Consider the following 17,173-nt stretch of genomic DNA (forward strand, 5'->3'; position numbering starts at 1 on the left):
AAGTACAATGGAAGCATAGAAAATTGACAAATAATTAACTACGAGAATATAAGAAACGTCAGGGAGGAAAACATAAGCATGGGAGATTCACTAACACGTAAGATTATTCGTTCACATATGGTCGCTGGCTCGATGCAGCCGGGAGAAGATGTATTTGTCAAGGTCGATCAGACGCTGACACATGATATCAATGCCGTTATGACCTATCTTGGATTTGAGCAGCTGGGCATCCCGACACAGGTAAAAACATCGGTATCCTATCTTGATCATAACCTTCTTTATATTGATTTCAAGACACCGGATGACCATAACTATCTGCGTACGATCGCGGAAAAGACCGGAGTATATGTGTCCCGTCCCGGCAATGGTATCTGCCATATGGTGCAGACCTCCCGTTTTGCGGTTCCCGGTGAGCTGCTCATGGGAGGAGACAGCCATACGCCGTCCGGCGGTGCTGTCGGCATGCTCTCGATCGGCGTAGGTGGCATGGATATTACCACAGCGATGGCAGGTGTTCCGATGCGTCTGACGATGCCTAAGGTTGTGAAGGTAAATCTTACTGGTAAACTAAGAGCCGGAGTCAATGCCAAGGAGGTCGTGCTGGAGATGCTTCGCCGCGTGACGATCAAGGGTGGTCTCGGCAAGGTTTTTGAATATGTCGGTGAGGGCGTAAAGACGCTTTCAGTTCCGGAGCGGCTGACCATTGCCAATATGGGTGCGGAAATGGGCGCGACAAGCTCCATCTTTCCGGCAGATGAGGTTGTAAAGGAATTTATGGAAGCGCAGGATCGCGGAGACCAGTATAAGGCGTTTCTTCCGGATCCGGATGCGGAATATGATGAGGAGATGACTCTTGATATGAGTGCTCTTGAACCACTCATTGCGCTCCCGCACCAGCCGGACAATGTTGTGCCGATGCGGACGCTTAAGGAGCATCCGGTCGTTGAGCAGGTGTTCATGGGCTCCTGTACCAATGGCTCCTACAGCGACTTTGCCAAGGCTGCCCTTGTAATGCAGGGCCGTCATGTCAGTGAAAACCTTCAGTGCACAGCAGGAATTGCCAGCAAGCAGATCTATAAGCAGCTGTTGAAGGATGGCTATCTTGATATGCTGATTGATGCCGGAGTACGGATCCTCGAGCTAAGCTGTGGTCCATGCTGCGCCATCGGGCAGGTCCCACCGACCAATGGTATTGCTGTGCGTACCTCAAACCGCAACTTCCGTGGCCGTGCCGGTTCTCCTAATGCGAATGTTTATCTTGTGTCGCCGGAAACCGCAGCTGCGACTGCCATAAAGGGAACCTTTGCGACCGCAGAGGAAATTATGGGTGAGGAGGTTCAAAGGCTTGCCAATATTCAGGAACCGGTACATTACATAGTGGATGACGCGATGATTATCCCGCCGCTTCCGGAGGAGGAACGAGCGAAGGTGAAGGTTCTGAAGGGACCGAATATCGCCTTCCTTCCGGTACCGGAAAAGCCGGAAAAGAACCTCTGTGCACGGATTTCCTTAAAAGCCGGGGATAATATTTCAACAGATGATATTACACCTGCGGGGGCGGAATTCTCTTCCATGCGCTCCAACATTCCGCTCATGTCAAAATACTGCTATCACCGCTATGATCCGGAATTTGCCGGGCGGGCGAAGGAACTTAAAAAGTCCATCATCATTGGAGGTGAGAATTACGGTCAGGGATCGTCGAGAGAACATGCCGCGATCAACCCGATGTATCTCGGCGTGAAGGCGGTCATCGCAAAGAGCATCGCGCGTATTCATAAAGGCAATCTGATCAATCATGGAGTGGTACCAATGATCTTTGAGGATCCGGCGGATTATGACAGGCTGGATCAGATGGATGAGCTTGAGATTGATGACTTTATCGGACAGATTCCAACGAGAGAAGTTCTGGTGCGTGACGTGACCAGGGATTTTACATTCAAGTGCCGTCTGGAGCTCTCGGATGCGCAGCTTGCGGTTGTACTTGCCGGAGGTCAGCTGAGATATCTTAAGCAGCAGCTTGTCAAGATGGGCGTGCTTAAGGTGGAAGCGCTGGAGCAGTAACGGAATATAGAGCGCAGGCAAAAGCAAAAAGAAAAAGAGCTCACGGAAAGCATTGGAGCAAGTAAATCAGAGATATCGGCTGTTTTGTATTGGCAGGAGTCTTACTTATCATGCTATGATAAAAGGCATGATAAGGAGGGCTTTATGCGGGACAGTGACTGGAAAATCATTTATGAGCTGCATCAGCATCCGAGCATCACAAAGGTGTCGGGACTATTGTATAAGTCGCAGTCGGCAATTACAAAACGGATCCAATCCATCGAGGAGGAGCTGGAGTGCCGTATCGTGGAGCGGACACCGCAGGGGGTGAGCTTTACACGCGAGGGCGAATTTGTTTATGAGATGGCGGAAAAGCATATTCGGATTCAAAATGAGCTTAAGGATGGACTCCGGAAGCTGCGGGAACAGAACAAGGAGACGATCCGGATTGGTTCTGCCTATACCTATACAAAGTATTCGCTATATGACGTTTTGAACCCGTTCAGCGAGGCACACCCGGAGATCAGCATTCGCATTATCAATAAGCAGAGCAATTTGCTCTATGAGATGCTCATGGAGGGAGAGCTGGACGCTGCGTTTATCCGCTCGGATTATACGGCTCAGGTCTATCACGAGCTGGTAGATCATACTGCGGCATACTGTGTGACGCGCGATCCGGTGGACCTTCTGCGGCTTCCGGACATGGAGCTTGTGGCGTATCAGACCAACCAGAAAACGATGGGGAAAATTGCGGACTGGTGGAGGGAGCGTTTTGACACAGAGCTTCCGGAGCCCTCCGAGGATGCCGGCTATATTGAGTTTGCTTTCCGGAGTATTTCCGATGGAAATAAGTATCTTTTATGCTTCCTGCCGGATAATTTTGTGAATGAATATCACCTTACTTTGACGCCGCTTCTCATGAAGGATGGGAAGCCGATTACACGAGACAGCTGGTTTATCTATAAAAAGGAGAAAAACCGGCGGACTGCAGTCGATGAGCTGATTCGCTATGTGATAAAAAATGTCAAGATCAAATCGTGATGAAGTTTTACATACATAGAAAATATATGATGAAAAGTATACTTATTTATATATTTTACACTATATAGAACCGCCGCTATACTATGTCAATAGAAGGGATGTCCGCGGAGGAGGCAGGCATCCGGGGAAGGAAATGTTTTATAGCCCTCAGGGCATTATAAAGGAGAGAACAGATGATTACAGAAGAGCAGATCAAGGCAGCAGAAGCTAAATTTGGCGATCTGATCCGCAGCGAGAATGCGCGGATTGAGGCAATGAAAAAGGACAGTGAGGTAAAGGATTTCTCAAAGCTTTCACATATCAAGGTCGGCATCCTTCCGGGCGATGGCATTGGTCCGATCATCATGGAGCAGGCGGTTCGTGTGGTAAAGGAACTCCTGAAGGATGAGATTGCCTCCGGACGTGTTGAGCTTCATGAGATTCCAGGTATGACGATTGAGCGTAGATCCGAGCTCATGGAGTCCCTGCCGGCAGATGTCATGGAGGAATGCAGGAAATGCGATGTGCTCGTCAAGGGACCATTTGTTACACCAAGACCAGGAGATCCGTATCCAAATCTTGTGTCTGCCAATTCCCTGCTTCGCAGAGGCTTAAATCTTTTTGCGGCGGTGCGCCCGATCAAGATCCCGGATAAGGGCATTGACTGGACCTTCTTCCGTGAAAATATCGAGGGCGAGTATATCTGGGGCAACAAGGGTATTGAGGTGAATGAGGATCTCGGCATTGACTTCAAGGTCTGCACCAAGCCGGGAGCAGAGCGTATTGCGCGTGCGGCATTTGAATTTGCACGTAAAAACGGCAAGACCAATGTCACTGTTGTTACAAAATCAAATATTGTGAAGCTTGCCGATGGTAACTTCCTTAAGACTGTGCACCATGTTGGCGCGGAGGAATATCCGGAGATTGAAGTGCAGGATCGTCTTGTGGATGCGATGGCGGCCAAAATGACGGATCCGGAGTTCAATGCCGGCATCCAGGTTGTGGTACTGCCAAATCTTTATGGCGATATTGTAACGGATGTAGCAGCAGAGCTTCAGGGCGGACTTGGCACAGCTTCCAGCTCTAACATTGGTAATCAGTATGCTCTTTTTGAAGCAATCCATGGTACAGCGCCATATCTTATGAGTCACGGCCGCGGACATTATGCAAATCCATGCTCGCTGATCCGTGCGATGGGAGAGATGATGGCACACATCGGTTATGGCGACCGGAAAGACATCCTGAGTAAGGCACTGGATATCTGTACTGTGACAGAGCGTAAGGTTGTGCTTACGACCGAGACGAAGGATGCATCTACTGCGGAATTTACAGATTATCTCATTGATACAATCAAGCATCTCGAGAAATAAAAGGGATCTGGAGTGAAAGATTGTAGATACGTTCACTCTTATTTGTGAAGACGACCGCTCATCATCTGGTGTGAAGCACGAGATGGCGGCGGAGTTGCCGTATTGTGCAGGTAAATACTCGATTGCTGCAGGTTAAAAGCGGTGGAATGGAGATTTTTATTATATGAGAAAATTTAAAACGGTATTTATGCGCGGCGGTACATCCAAGGGCTGCCTTTTTAAGAAAGAGGACCTGCCAGCGGACAGATCCGAGTGGGATAAGATTTTTTTGCAGACGATGGGCAGTCCGGATCCGAAGCAGATTGATGGCATGGGCGGTACGGTGTCCAGTAATAATAAAATTGTGGTTATCTGGAAATCTGAAGAACCCGATGTGGATATCGAGTATCTGGTGGGTCAGGTGATCGTTGGTAAGGAACAGGTGGATTATAAGTCCAATTGCGGCAACATGACTGCTGCGGTACCGGCATTTGCTGTGGAAGAAGGCATGGTAGAGATCAAGGAGCCGGTGACCACGGTTCGTATGCTTAATAAAAATACAGATAAGTATATTAACGTTGATGTGCCGATTGATCCTGTAACGCATACCTTTGCACAGGATGGAGACTGTGAGATCGCGGGTGTCGATGGAACGGCAGCCGAGCTTAAGGTGGATTTCCTTAATCCCGCAGGCGCCAAAACCGGCAAACTCCTGCCGACCGGAAATGTTATGGATGTACTTGATATCCCCGGCTTTGGCAAACTGGAAGCGACCATCATTGATGTATCCAATCCGATTGTTCTGGTGAGAGCGGAGGATATCGGTATGAAGGGAACGGAGCTTCCCGCGGAGATCAACGCAAACCTCCCGCTCATGGAGCTTCTGGAAAAAATCCGTGGTACTGCGTGCATGATGATGGGCTTTGCCAAAGATCTTAAGGAAGCAACAGACAATCAGCCGGGTGTACCTAAGGTCGGTTTTGTCACAAGTCCTGTAAGCTTTACGGATATCGAAGGCAAGGAAGTCAGGGCAGACAGGATGGATATCTGCGCTCGTGTGATTTCGGTTTTTAAATGCCATAAGGCAATACCGCTTACGGCAGCAAGCTCCGTTTCTACAGCAGCGTTTCTGGATGGAACGATTGTCAATCAGATTGCTCCGATCAAGCCGGGGCAGTCTACCGTCCGTATCGGGCATCCAAGCGGTGTTATGACCATGGTTCCGACAGTAGTAAAGCACGGCGCAAATATGGCGGATGCTACGGTTCCGGGAGTAGCCGTACAGCGGACAGCCCGCCGTATCATGGACGGGTATGTATATATCCGGAATTAAAGCTTCTGGGATGCGAAGTTTCCGCAGCATGAAACCATGATACGGGAGTGTAGCTATCTTAGCGGTAGTCTTATAAACTATGATCGGAATGACTAAGATAAGACTGCCATAAGACGGAAATCAATATAAAAAAGACTGTCATCAATGCGCAAGCTGTTTATGGCACGAACCGGTACCCGAGACCCCGGACGGTCAGAATATGAACTGGCCGTTTGGGGTCTTCCTCTATTTTCTGACGGAGACGGTTGATGTATACCATAATGGCATTATCATCCACCGCTACGTCTGTCTGCCAGACATGCTCATAGATCTGGTCCTTACTGAAAATCTTCTGCGGATTTTTGAGGAAAAGTAAAAGCAGAGTTGCCTCTCTGGAGGATAACAGAAGCTCCTGATCTCCCTTATAAAAATTCATCGTGGAGGCATCATATCGGAAGCTGCCCACATTTAACAGATCTCCACCGGCGGCATCGGCTACAGACTGCCGGTTTCGCCGGATCAGTGCCTTGACCTTGGCGCCCAGTACGACCGGACGAAATGGCTTGGTCACATAATCGTCGGCACCGATGGACAGACCGTAAATAGAGTCATAATCCTCATTACGACCGCTCACGATGATGATCGGGGTGGAGTTGCCATCTGAACGGATCTTTTTTATGACATCAAAGCCTTCCGTGTCGCCCAGCATGACATCCATAAGAATCAGATCAAAATCGGCTGACCTTAAGAGAGCCAATGCCTCTTTTCCGGAATTGGCAACCTTAGTCTCAAGGTCATTGGAATGCAGCACTTTTTCCAGCAATTTGCAGATTGCCGGATCATCATCAACAATCAAAACTTTATCAGCCATATTACTCGCACCTGTCCATTAACTATATTATACTGTCATAAGAAATACGCGTCAAACAATGAAGCACTTCTATATGGAAAATATGCGGGTATGAAATATAAAATATACGGAAAAACTAAAAACAAAAAAACTGAAAAAATTAATTATCTGATGTTTCTTACGGGGATTGTGTTTACGGCAGTAACGGTACTATTGATTGCTCTTGCAAGAAGTGTATTTACTGATTACCGCAATACCCTGATGCAAAATCAGCAGACGCAGCTCCTTAAGTTATCGGAAACGCTTGGTCAGCATATCAGCCTCGATATGCGGGAGTATGTTGGTGAGCTGGATTATCTTGAGGATCTTGAGAAGCATGCGGTATCTGATGAAATCTATAAGGACTATATCAATGAAAGCGGCAATTTCCTGGAGAATATATTCTGGGAGGATTCTGATGGAAACGTGATCCGGTCCATTTTAAAGCTTAAGCTTTCGGAGCCGCTTAAGATCACGGTATATGATGACCGGACGTCAATTTATCAGTACAGTGCTCCGGAAGAGAAAGATTATCTTGTGCTTAAAAGAACTACGTCTGATGGCAGGAGACTGTGCCTTGCTGTATCCGAGGATGAATATTATCACAGCCTGATTTCTGATATTCAGATTGGAACCAATGGATATGTGGTGATTAAAAATTCAGATAATATCATGCTGATGCATCCGGAGAAGGCACAGTGGGGCATCAATGTCATTGCGGATCGGATAAAGATGTATCCTGATGTCGATCTTGGCAGTCTGGAGCAGATGCTTGAGCATCAGAAGCAGGGACAGGAGGGAGTTGAGGAGTACTACTCATACTGGTGGACAGATCCGTCTCTGCCACGGGTACGTAAAATCAGCGCGTACTGTCCGGCATATATGGGTGAGGACTTCTGGATTGTGAGTGCAGTGCTGGATTATGCGGATTTTTATGCGCCGATCCAGGAGGGATTCAGTCGGATCCTGATGATTTTTTCGGCGATTCTGCTGATTTTTATGGTGGCTGCGATTATGATGGCAAGACTGCTTTATGATAACACCAAGGCGTCCCGGGAAATCAATTATCTTAAAAATCTTAACGAGACACTGGAGGAGGTGCACAAATCCGAGGAGACCATCGCGCATCAGCAGAGACTGCAGATTATGGGAACGGTTGCCGGAGGTATTGCCCATGAATTTAATAATTTCCTTACACCGATCATGGGCCACGCAGAGCTTCTTATGATGACGCTGCCGGAGGACTCAGAGGAGTATGACAGTGCGAGAGAAATCCTGGATGCGTCTGAAAAAGCGAGAGATGTGGTGAAGCAGATGTCGGGACTCAGCCGGAAAAATGTGGAGACGGTATATCAGAATCTGGATGCGGCAAAGCTTGTCAACCGGAATATCCGGATGATCCGCTCAATCTGCCCGGAACGGATCGCACTTAAGACAGAGAACTGTCTTAAGGATGAGCATGTGCTTGGCAACTCTACACAGATCAATCAGGTACTGCTTAATATTACGGTGAATGCGATACAGGCAATCGGTATGCAGGAGGGACACATATCCATACGGGCAGAAGCTTCTGAAGTAAGCAAGCTCGGATATCCGGAGATTCCGGAGGATGCTTCCTGGAAAAAATATATTCTGATATCCATCCGGGATGATGGTCCGGGTATGTCTCAGGATACCATACGGCATATTTTTGATCCGTTCTTTACCACAAAACCGCAGGGAGAGGGTACAGGTCTTGGCCTTGCGCTTGCGCAGCAGATTATCGGCGCACACAGAGGTTTTATACATGTTGACAGCAAGCTGACAGAGGGCAGCTGCTTTATCGTAGGGCTTCCTGTGGTGGATGCAGAGGAGACTTCCGGGATCCCGGATCTGGAACGTGACAGTCTGCTGATTGTGGATGATAATCACAAGATCCTGAATCTCCTCGAGCAGGGACTTAAGCCTTATTCTAATCTCAGGGTAAGGACAGCAGACAGCAGAGAAGCATGTGAGAGCTTGCTTTTGGGAGAGCGGCCTTCTGCAGTTGTAGCGGATCAGAGAGTAGGTAATGCAGACGGAGTGGAGCTTATGATGTCGTTATTATCCCGTTATCCCGAGGTGATCCGCATTATCATGACGGATACCATTGACCGGGAGCTGATGGAGGCAAAGCAGCGCGGTATCATTCAGGGGATCCTGCAAAAACCGGTTTCCGGGGCACAGATTCTTGAGTTGATAGAAGAAATCCGTACAGAAGAAGCTTAACAAATTGTAAGATACAGCTTAAAGAAAATTCACAATGTTTCAAGTCCCCTGTAAGGTTGGATTGCTATAGTTTTTAAGCATTAACAAGGTCTTTTTAAAGACTTGGTGATTTTCCATAGGGGGAGAAAACATGAGTACAACTGTTGTTGGAATTCTTGGCTTCCTTACGATTGTGGCGATTGTCGTCACACTCTTTAAGAGCAAGACACTTCCAAGTATTGCGTTCATTGTATGGCCGATGATTCTTGCCTGTATCCTTGTAATTGGAGGATACTATACGATCGGAGATATCGGCAAGCTGATTAAGGGCGGATTTGGCAGCACCGGACCGACTGCCGCACTGTTTGTGTTCTCCGTGCTGTATTTCGGTATCATGACGGATGCAGGTATGTTTGATGTTATCATTGATAAGCTGATGAAGCTTGTAAAGGATAATGTCATCGGTGTAACCGTGATGACTGCAATCATTGCGTTGATCGGACATCTGGACGGCGGTGGAGCATCCACCTTCTGTATCGTTGTTCCATCCATGCTTCCGGTATATAAAAAGATGCATATGAGACCGACAACACTGCTTCGTGTTTCGGTACTTGCCATGGGTGTCCTCAACCTGATGCCGTGGGCAGGTCCAACGATGAGAGCGGCATCGGTACTTGGCATGGAGGCAGGAAAGCTCTGGAGAACCATCATTCCGATCCAGGTTTTCGGTATTGCACTTTGTCTTGCACATGCGGTTCTTGCCGGTGTACAGGAGAAGGCAAGAGGTGCCGGACTGCATGGCAAGCTCGCACAGGAAGAGGGCGAGATTCATGTAGATACAAAAGAGGCGGATGCACAGAAAAACGAGCTTGCAAGACCGAAGCTTTTTGTATTTAATATCCTGCTTACGATTGCTGTTATTGCGCTTCTGATCTGGGATCAGTTCCCAAGCTATGTTCCGTTTATGATTGGCGTAGGTGTTTCCATCCTGGTAAACTATACACCGATCAAGCTGCAGAAAAAGGTAATTAACCTGCATGCCGGTCCTGCACTTATGATGTGCTCTACACTGATGGGTGCCGCTGTACTTATGGGTATCCTGGTTTACGGATTTAATGCCGATGGCGCTGCAGCAATTGCAAAGCCTGGTGTAGAGATGGCAAAAACTTCTGTCGTTACCAACATGGCACAGATTATTACACTGATCCTGCCAGCATCTCTTGGTATGCATCTGCCAATCGTAATCGGTATTCTTTCCGTACCGCTTGCACTTGCATTTGATACAGACTCCTACTTCTATGGCATGCTCCCGATCATGATTGCGATTGGCGCAAGCTTTGGTGTAGAAGCACTTCCGATTGCGATTGCCATGGTTGTATGTCGTAACTGTGCGACCTTCATCAGCCCGATGGTTCCGGCAACGCTGCTCGGTATCGGTCTTGCGGATGTAGATATCAAGGATCATATCAAGGCAAGCTTTGGCTATGTCTGGGCGTTCTCTATCATCTGCATGCTTTTTGCAGTAATTATAGGTATCATGCCATTATAAATACATACGGGTCTGTAAGATCGTATAATATTGAGCGGTTTCCTGGTGTCAGGAAACCGCTTTTTCTGTTACAATAGAGCTGGAAAAAAGCGGAGGTAAAGGATGAACTACGCAGAAATTAAAGAACATGATATTGCCAATGGTCCTGGCGTACGCGTCAGCCTGTTTGTATCCGGCTGTACGCATAAATGTCCGGGCTGTTTTAACGAGATTGCCTGGGATTTTAACTATGGTAAGGAGTTTACCAAGGAGACAGAGGACAGGATCCTTGATGCGCTGGCAGATCCCTGCTATCAGGGGCTTACGCTGCTGGGAGGAGAGCCGATGGATCCTAGAAACCAGCCGGGGCTTCTGTCGCTGGTAAGACGCTTTAAGGAACGGTATCCCGAGAAGGACCTCTGGTGCTTTACCGGATATCTGTATGACAGGGACGTCCTTGGATGGATGTGGGAGCAGGTGCCCGAGACAAGGAAAATTCTGAATTATATAGATGTACTGGTGGATGGACCATTTATAATGAAGGAAAAGGATGTGACACTTCTTTTTAAAGGCTCCCGCAATCAGAGAACGATAGATATCCCGAAGTCGCTGCGGGAGGGGAAAATTATCACATGGGATCCGGGAGATACTTCTATGTCTCCCAATGCCAAAATCTGAGAGGAGGTTTTCTATGAGAGAGCGGTTACGGATTCTGACGGTACTTCTGCTGAGTGCGGCAGTGCTTAGCTCTTGCGGAGGGAAAAAGCCGACGGCAACAGAGGCGGTAACGGAAACGGCGATAGAGACAGAAGCTTCAGAAGCTGTGACAGAGACGGAAACGCCTGCAGCATCTGCCGGAGCCGAGATGGCAGATGCCAGGGAAATTACCGGTGAAATCGTGGATGCCGCAATGCACAGTCTTGTACTTAAGGATGCCGAAGGAACGCAGTATGAGCTTAGTGAGGTAGATGATGTGGACACCTCCGGACTTTCCGGATCCATCCTTGTTGGAGCTAAAGTCACGGTAACACTCGACTCGTCCGGTATGGTGACAGCGATCCGGGATCCGGAAAAGTCTTAAGCGTCGGGAAATCCCGGATGTTCAGGCGTAAATGAGCTTGCACGGTATTTTTGCGGGAATTTACAGGGTAGCTTAAGGATGCTTTAAAAGCATGGCAAGGCATGGTTTCAGGCATGGTTTCAAAGGCATGTACTGGAAAAAATCATTCATTTCTTTATGAACCATGATATAATGTTAACAAAGTTTGTCCTTTCATAGATGTAGACTCCTCTCGCTGTGGAGGTCAGGAGCCACAGTGGGAGTTTGTCTCTGAGAAAGGACACTTATTAAAAGAGGGAGATCATTATGGTTACTAACGACAAGGGTGCGATTGAGCTTAAGCATTCGGTAATTGAGAAGCTTGCAAGACTCCAGTGGGCAGATAATCTCAATGAGGAAACGATGAAAAATATCTGCTATGAGATTTCTCCGGGACCTCATGCAACATGGAGATGCTGTGTTTATAAAGAGAGAGAAATCCTGAAATGGAGGATCCATCTGTCCATGGGACTGGATGCCAATCCAAGAAAGCCGCATAAAAATGTAATCCAGGTGATTGAGCCGGCATGCGAGGAATGTCCGCTCTCGACCTATACGGTAACAGATAACTGCCGTCTCTGCCTTGGCAAGGCATGCCAGAACAGCTGCCGTTTCGGTGCGATCAGCATGACCGAAACCAGAGCACACATTGATCCCAACAAGTGCAAGGAGTGTGGCATGTGCGCCAGTGCCTGTCCGTACGGAGCCATTGCACATCTTGTTCGTCCGTGTCGTAAGCCATGTCCGGTCAATGCCATCAATTATGATGAAAACGGCATCTGCCAGATCGATGAGGAGAAGTGCATACGCTGCGGTCAGTGCATTCACAGCTGCCCGTTTGGTGCGATCGCTTCCAAGGTTTATGTGATTGATGTGATCAAGGCGATCCAGGAGGGTAAGGAGGTTATCGCGATGTGCGCTCCTGCCATCGAGGGTCAGTTTGGTAAGGATATTACCATGGCTTCTGTTAAAGTTGCTTTAAAGAAGCTTGGATTTGCCGATATGGTCGAGGTTGGTCTCGGCGGAGATATGACTGCCGCATGGGAGTCTGCAGAGTGGTCGGAGGCAAGGAAGGAAGGTAAGAAGGTTACCACCTCCTGCTGTCCTGCATTTATCAATATGATGATGCGTCATTTCCCGGATCAGTTCCATAATAATATGTCCGAGACTGTGTCTCCGATGTGCGCGGTTTCCAGATATCTTAAGGCGACGCACCCTGGCTGCGTAACGGTATTTATCGGACCGTGCATGGCCAAAAAGTCCGAGTCCAAGGAGATGAACATCGAGGGCAATGCGGATTATGTATTAAGCTTCGGTGAGATGCAGGCAATGCTTCGTTCCAAGGATGTGGAGCTGGAGCCGGTACTGGATGAGTATCAGGAGGCTTCCATCTGGGGCAAGAGCTTCGCGTCTTCCGGCGGCGTTGCCAATGCTGTTATGGAGTGTATGAGAGAACGTGGTGAGGATACCACCGGTATCAAGCTGAGAAAGTGCTCCGGCGGTAAGGAATGCTTCACGGCGTTAACGCTGCTCAAGATGGGTAAGCTTCCGGAGGAGTTTGTCGAGGGCATGGTCTGCGATGGCGGCTGTGTCGGCGGACCGTCCAAGCATAAGACGGAGATGGAGATCCGTAAGGCTCGTCAGGAGCTGCTGGATCAGGCAGACGACCGTAAGGTACTTCAGAATTTAAAGAAGTATCCGATGGACAAGTTCTCCATGCACCGGGATGGAAGCATGAGCATGGTGGATCTTGGACCGGATCAGTAAATAAATCATAAAATTTTTTGAGTCCGTAACTTAGGTTACGGACTTTTTTTCTGCGTTTCTGTATGATAGGCACTGTCCATCAGATAAGGATGAACTTCCGATGGCGTAAGCTTGAGAGATCAAATGGATCATCGTCAGGAGGCTGTGGTAGAGAGACATCAGGAAAGGCGATGATCAAACAGACATTCATACAGAAATAAAAGCAGGAGGGATGCAATGAGCGCAGTACTTGGACCAATTCATCACTGGATGTACCGTAAGATCCAGCTTCAGGAGGAGCTTATACGGGATATCCTTCATACAACCCGGGAGTCGAATTGGGGAAGCGAGGTGGATGGAGCGGAGCTTACATCCTATGCTTCCAGTGAGACTCGTCCGCTGGAGGAGATCATCGACTTAAGCAATATCCACGGCTGGCTTTCCAGTCAGATCGATGCTCCGGAGCGCCGTTATGCGCATCTTGTAACCGGACTCCTTAAGGAGGATCCGACACGTCTGGAAGTGCTTGCGGGTACAGCATATCAGTTTGGCAGGAAGCATCCGGTGAATGCCGGCGGTACCGCACAGGACGCATTCCGTGCAATTAATGACCTGCTGCTGGATGGTATGCCATGTGACCGTGCGGTACAGGTCACAGACAACGCGGAGGATCATGTCACATTTCTGCAGACAGAAGATCTGCACAGTCCGTACTGGAAGGAGTATGGCGGAGATGGAGACAATTATTACTATTTAAGAAGCCGGGTGATTGACGGCATGCTGGAGCATTCCGGTTATGCATTAAAGAAGCTTGGCGACGGAGAATTTGAGATTGCAAAGGCCTGAAAGAGGCAGAAGGAGGATATTTCTATGGAAAAGATTACAAAGGATATGATTATGGGTGATATTGTGAGAAACTATGCAGGAGCATCCATGGCACTGATGAATGTTGGTATGGGCTGTGTTAGCTGTCCTGCAGCACTTTCCGAGTCTCTGGAAAATGCAAGTATGGTACATGGACTGGACGGACAGGAAGTGGCAAATTATCTTAACGAGCAGCTGAACCTTGCATAAGTTTAGGTTTCATCAGTTTAGATTTTGGAGGGCGTTATGTACTGTACAGAGGTTATGCAGTCGGAGCACGACAATATCCTTTCGTTTCTTGATGTGGTAAGAGCTATGTGCTGCCATGTCCTTGAAACAAAGGAGGTAGATGCGGGAGATTTCCGCAAGGTGATTGACTTTGCGCGGAATTATTCTGATCATCAGCATCACGGCAAGGAGGAGAAGTTTCTGTTTAATGAGATGGAAGCCCGGCTTGGCGCCATGGGTCAGAATCTGATCCGGCATGGTATGCTTGTGGAGCATGATCTCTGCCGGGGACATATCCTGGATCTTGAGGCAGCGCTCGATCTTTATGATGCGCATCCGGACAAAACAGTGTATGTCCTGGACATTCTGGAAGCGGCGGAAGGCTATGCCACACTCCTGACAAGACACATCAAAAAGGAAAATACGGTGGTTTATCCCTTTGCGGAGAGAAGTCTGCCTGCAGAGGTTGTATCGGAAATCAATCGTAAGGTTGAGGATTTTGAAAAAGAGACCGAAAAGCAGGGGATACAGCAGCATTACCTTGCATTGAGAGATGAGCTTAAAGCAAAATACGGCACAGTAGAGGATCAGCATGATCTTGCGGCTGCAGCGCCGCTTCCTGCCGGATTACATAAAAAAGCGTGAGGATTTCCTCACGCTTTTTTTGCGATTATTTTTTGTGTTGGTATGTCCGGCGGCACCAGATGATTCAGATTCACGCTTTGGTAGATCTCCGATATCTGTGTCATGCCTTGTTAAGAGCATAATACCATTTGCCGATGGCGGTGCCGATGATAATGATATACCCTATGATGCTGTAGATATCCGGAATCTCATGGAAAAAAACAAATCCCAGCATGGAAGCAAAGAGCACCTGGGTATAGTCAAATACGGAAATATCCTTGGCGGGTGCATAGGTGTAGGCTGCAGTTACTGCGATCTGTGCTAAGGCTGCGGCACATCCGGCGGCAATGAGGCATAAGAGCTGACCGATGGAGATCGGTACAAAGCTTAAGATTGTGAACGGCAGGCAGACCAGGGTGGAAAACACCGAGAAGCACAGTACGATCACAGGACCTTGTACGCCATGCGTGCCGAGCTTCCGCACAAAGGTGTAGGCACTGCCGGCGCATAGACCGCCAAACAACGCGACCAGCGCGGGTGCAGAGGCGACACCGGATCCGGGCTTTACTACAAAGGCGGCGCCGATCAGTGCGAGGAACACACTCAGGAGTTCAATACCATTCGGTTTCTCTCCCAGAACCATGATGGACATCACGATGGAAAAAAACGGGGCCATCTTGCTGAGGATATTGGCGTCTCCGATTTTTAAATGGGAGATTGCCCAGAAATTGGCAATCAGTCCGGCAGTTCCGAAGCTGCAGCGGAGCAGCATGGTGAGATAATTCCCCTTTCCGATGCGGAAGGGATGCCCGGAACGCTTCAGGAGGAGGAAGGCGGCAAAGGAAGCCACGAGGTTACGAAACACCGCTTTTTCCATAACCGGGATATCTCCGGATGCCTTGACAAAAAAAGACATCAGGGCAAAGCCGAGCGCGGAAATCACGATGTAAAGGATCCCCTTCTGCCTGGCTTCCGTAAGACGCTGTGCGGAATCAGAAGCGACCAAAGCTTTTTTCCTCCTCCCCTATGATGTCGATCGTTTTGGTAATGCTGAGATGTCCATCCTTTAGAGACAGTACCACCGCTCCGCAGTTCGGAATAATCGGACTTGTCCAGAATTCTGCCTTGGGGAGACCCAGAACGACACTTTCCATACCGCGAATGATTCCGCCGTGTGCAACCGCAAGGACCCGCTTGCATGTAGGCTCGTCAGGGATCAGATAGTTATCAATAAAAGCCTTGCAGCGGGCGGTGACTTCCTCAACGGACTCGCCGCCCTTGGGCGGCTGATATTTCTCGGGAGCACTGAAAAAGTCCTTAAGATTGCGGAGCTCCGGACTGATCGGATCGCCCGACAGATTCATGCCCTCACCGACACCAAAGGACATTTCCCGAAGCTCGGATACTTCCACAGGCTTTGGTTCCCGGTCCTTCATGATAATCTCTGCGGTTTTGCGAGCGCGCGCAAGCGGACTGGTATAGACCTTGTCAAATTCTGTATCCCGGAAATACCTGGCAAGCTTTCTCGCCTCTGCCAGACCTGTATCATTAAGAGGGATATCAGATCTTCCCTGAAGCTGATGCTTCCGGTTCCACTCGGTTTCACCATGTCGTATAAAATAAATTTCCATTTCGTTTGTTCCTCTGATCGTTTTTCTGTGAGTCATCATTTTCTGCTTCTTCGTATGAAGTGCAAGCTGTAACAGCTTGACCTGCGCACGCTTTTCTGACCGGATTTCGGATCTCACGCAGGGCAAATGCCCGGGGATCCGCTTTTCCGGAAAACAATGACATTACCCGCCGATAAATGGAAGAGCATTCAGAAGACCCGAGAGTGTCTCAATGGTCTCCTGGAGCTTGTCCAGTGTGCTTAGTGCATTGTTGATTTTATCCTCATTGGCAGCATAAAGTACCTTGAGGCTTTCTACCATGGCATCAATTTCCTTTATCGTGTCAAAGGCACTGTCGATGCGTGCGGTATATCCGTTAAGCACGTGCCGGATATACAGGAAGCCTCCGATCAGGAGCATCAGCAGGCAGACATTCAAAATAAGAAGAAGATCACTTTTTTGATGCAGTCTGCGTATTTCTTTCATTAAAATATGTGCATCCTCATTGGAAATGCTGGTATGCTCCCGGTTGGGATCGGGGCTGTTTTGATGATGCGTCATAAAAAACACCTCCGGTGCGTAAAATCAACAGGTTAAGTGCCATTATACCACAGCTCCCGGAGAGATGCATGAAACGT

General features: G+C 48.5%; 16 protein-coding genes. 12 read left to right on the forward strand and 4 right to left on the reverse strand.

Going from position 1 to position 17,173, the window contains the following annotated elements; genetic code table 11:
- Positions 1-78 precede the first annotated feature (78 nt).
- From ACTNEN_RS02960 to ACTNEN_RS02975, 4 genes are all read left to right on the forward strand, one after another.
- Positions 79-2,061 carry an aconitate hydratase gene (locus ACTNEN_RS02960; RefSeq protein ID WP_441204584.1) on the forward strand — a complete coding sequence of 661 codons (1,983 nt, stop codon included), beginning with the start codon at positions 79-81 and terminating at the stop codon, positions 2,059-2,061.
- Positions 2,062-2,205: 144 nt separating this feature from the next.
- Entirely contained in the window at positions 2,206-3,081 is an 876-nt protein-coding gene (locus ACTNEN_RS02965) for a LysR family transcriptional regulator (RefSeq protein ID WP_441204585.1), read from the forward strand.
- Positions 3,082-3,254: 173 nt separating this feature from the next.
- Positions 3,255-4,430 (forward strand): isocitrate/isopropylmalate family dehydrogenase, encoded by a 1,176-nt coding sequence (locus tag ACTNEN_RS02970; protein ID WP_441204586.1) that lies wholly within the window; start codon positions 3,255-3,257, stop codon positions 4,428-4,430.
- 163 nt (positions 4,431-4,593) lie between these two features.
- Positions 4,594-5,742 (forward strand): 2-methylaconitate cis-trans isomerase PrpF family protein, encoded by a 1,149-nt coding sequence (locus tag ACTNEN_RS02975; RefSeq protein ID WP_441204587.1) that lies wholly within the window; start codon positions 4,594-4,596, stop codon positions 5,740-5,742.
- Positions 5,743-5,899: 157 nt separating this feature from the next.
- Here ACTNEN_RS02975 and ACTNEN_RS02980 read toward each other — a convergent pair whose 3' ends face one another.
- On the reverse strand, positions 5,900-6,592 hold the full coding sequence (locus ACTNEN_RS02980; RefSeq protein ID WP_441204588.1) for a response regulator transcription factor: 693 nt from the start codon (positions 6,590-6,592) through the stop codon (positions 5,900-5,902).
- Positions 6,593-6,682: 90 nt separating this feature from the next.
- Here ACTNEN_RS02980 and ACTNEN_RS02985 point away from each other — a divergent pair, with 90 nt between their 5' ends.
- The 8 genes from ACTNEN_RS02985 (at position 6,683) to ACTNEN_RS03020 (ending at position 14,946) form a co-directional block, all read left to right on the forward strand.
- Positions 6,683-8,857 carry an ATP-binding protein gene (locus ACTNEN_RS02985; RefSeq protein WP_441204589.1) on the forward strand — a complete coding sequence of 725 codons (2,175 nt, stop codon included), beginning with the start codon at positions 6,683-6,685 and terminating at the stop codon, positions 8,855-8,857.
- Positions 8,858-8,987: 130 nt separating this feature from the next.
- Positions 8,988-10,385 (forward strand): CitMHS family transporter, encoded by a 1,398-nt coding sequence (locus ACTNEN_RS02990; protein WP_441204590.1) that lies wholly within the window; start codon positions 8,988-8,990, stop codon positions 10,383-10,385.
- A gap of 102 nt (positions 10,386-10,487) precedes the next feature.
- The gene (gene nrdG / locus ACTNEN_RS02995) at positions 10,488-11,042 is read left to right on the forward strand and encodes an anaerobic ribonucleoside-triphosphate reductase activating protein (protein ID WP_441204591.1); all 555 of its coding nucleotides are present in this window, start codon (positions 10,488-10,490) and stop codon (positions 11,040-11,042) included.
- A 13-nt stretch (positions 11,043-11,055) separates the two neighbouring features.
- Positions 11,056-11,445, forward strand: coding sequence for a hypothetical protein (locus ACTNEN_RS03000; RefSeq protein ID WP_441204592.1), 390 nt, complete (start codon positions 11,056-11,058; stop codon positions 11,443-11,445).
- A 285-nt stretch (positions 11,446-11,730) separates the two neighbouring features.
- Positions 11,731-13,230 (forward strand): 4Fe-4S dicluster domain-containing protein, encoded by a 1,500-nt coding sequence (locus ACTNEN_RS03005; protein ID WP_441204593.1) that lies wholly within the window; start codon positions 11,731-11,733, stop codon positions 13,228-13,230.
- Positions 13,231-13,446: 216 nt separating this feature from the next.
- Positions 13,447-14,055, forward strand: a complete 609-nt coding sequence (locus ACTNEN_RS03010; RefSeq protein WP_441204594.1) for a hypothetical protein — start codon at positions 13,447-13,449, stop codon at positions 14,053-14,055.
- A 24-nt stretch (positions 14,056-14,079) separates the two neighbouring features.
- On the forward strand, positions 14,080-14,283 hold the full coding sequence (locus tag ACTNEN_RS03015) for a DUF1858 domain-containing protein (protein ID WP_441204595.1): 204 nt from the start codon (positions 14,080-14,082) through the stop codon (positions 14,281-14,283).
- Between the two features lie 36 nt (positions 14,284-14,319).
- On the forward strand, positions 14,320-14,946 hold the full coding sequence (locus ACTNEN_RS03020; protein WP_441204596.1) for a hemerythrin domain-containing protein: 627 nt from the start codon (positions 14,320-14,322) through the stop codon (positions 14,944-14,946).
- Positions 14,947-15,046: 100 nt separating this feature from the next.
- Here the strand turns inward: ACTNEN_RS03020 and ACTNEN_RS03025 are convergent, their stop codons facing one another.
- From ACTNEN_RS03025 to ACTNEN_RS03035, 3 genes are all read right to left on the reverse strand, one after another.
- On the reverse strand, positions 15,047-15,931 hold the full coding sequence (locus ACTNEN_RS03025) for a DMT family transporter (protein ID WP_441204597.1): 885 nt from the start codon (positions 15,929-15,931) through the stop codon (positions 15,047-15,049).
- A complete protein-coding gene (locus ACTNEN_RS03030) occupies positions 15,918-16,556 on the reverse strand; it encodes a histidine phosphatase family protein (RefSeq protein ID WP_441204598.1) in 639 nt (212 codons plus the stop codon). Before ACTNEN_RS03030 ends, ACTNEN_RS03025 begins: the two co-directional genes overlap by 14 nt.
- Before the next feature lie 162 nt (positions 16,557-16,718).
- A complete protein-coding gene (locus tag ACTNEN_RS03035; protein ID WP_441204599.1) occupies positions 16,719-17,096 on the reverse strand; it encodes a hypothetical protein in 378 nt (125 codons plus the stop codon).
- Positions 17,097-17,173 lie beyond the last annotated feature (77 nt).

Origin of the sequence: Oribacterium sp. HCP28S3_H8 (assembly GCF_052064775.1) — a bacterium.
Lineage (GTDB): Bacteria > Bacillota > Clostridia > Lachnospirales > Lachnospiraceae > Oribacterium.

Excerpts from the sequence above, each read along its gene's own strand:
- ACTNEN_RS02975 (WP_441204587.1), top strand. The coding sequence starts at position 4,594 with ATGAGAAAATTTAAAACGGTATTTATGCGCGGCGGTACATCCAAGGGC.
- ACTNEN_RS02970 (WP_441204586.1), top strand. The coding sequence starts at position 3,255 with ATGATTACAGAAGAGCAGATCAAGGCAGCAGAAGCTAAATTTGGCGAT.
- ACTNEN_RS03015 (WP_441204595.1), top strand. The coding sequence starts at position 14,080 with ATGGAAAAGATTACAAAGGATATGATTATGGGTGATATTGTGAGAAAC.
- ACTNEN_RS02965 (WP_441204585.1), top strand. The coding sequence starts at position 2,206 with ATGCGGGACAGTGACTGGAAAATCATTTATGAGCTGCATCAGCATCCG.
- ACTNEN_RS03035 (WP_441204599.1), bottom strand. The coding sequence starts at position 17,096 with ATGACGCATCATCAAAACAGCCCCGATCCCAACCGGGAGCATACCAGC.
- ACTNEN_RS02990 (WP_441204590.1), top strand. The coding sequence starts at position 8,988 with ATGAGTACAACTGTTGTTGGAATTCTTGGCTTCCTTACGATTGTGGCG.
- ACTNEN_RS03020 (WP_441204596.1), top strand. The coding sequence starts at position 14,320 with ATGTACTGTACAGAGGTTATGCAGTCGGAGCACGACAATATCCTTTCG.
- nrdG (WP_441204591.1), top strand. The coding sequence starts at position 10,488 with ATGAACTACGCAGAAATTAAAGAACATGATATTGCCAATGGTCCTGGC.
- ACTNEN_RS02960 (WP_441204584.1), top strand. The coding sequence starts at position 79 with ATGGGAGATTCACTAACACGTAAGATTATTCGTTCACATATGGTCGCT.
- ACTNEN_RS03000 (WP_441204592.1), top strand. The coding sequence starts at position 11,056 with ATGAGAGAGCGGTTACGGATTCTGACGGTACTTCTGCTGAGTGCGGCA.
- ACTNEN_RS03030 (WP_441204598.1), bottom strand. The coding sequence starts at position 16,556 with ATGGAAATTTATTTTATACGACATGGTGAAACCGAGTGGAACCGGAAG.
- ACTNEN_RS02980 (WP_441204588.1), bottom strand. The coding sequence starts at position 6,592 with ATGGCTGATAAAGTTTTGATTGTTGATGATGATCCGGCAATCTGCAAA.
- ACTNEN_RS02985 (WP_441204589.1), top strand. The coding sequence starts at position 6,683 with ATGAAATATAAAATATACGGAAAAACTAAAAACAAAAAAACTGAAAAA.
- ACTNEN_RS03005 (WP_441204593.1), top strand. The coding sequence starts at position 11,731 with ATGGTTACTAACGACAAGGGTGCGATTGAGCTTAAGCATTCGGTAATT.
- ACTNEN_RS03010 (WP_441204594.1), top strand. The coding sequence starts at position 13,447 with ATGAGCGCAGTACTTGGACCAATTCATCACTGGATGTACCGTAAGATC.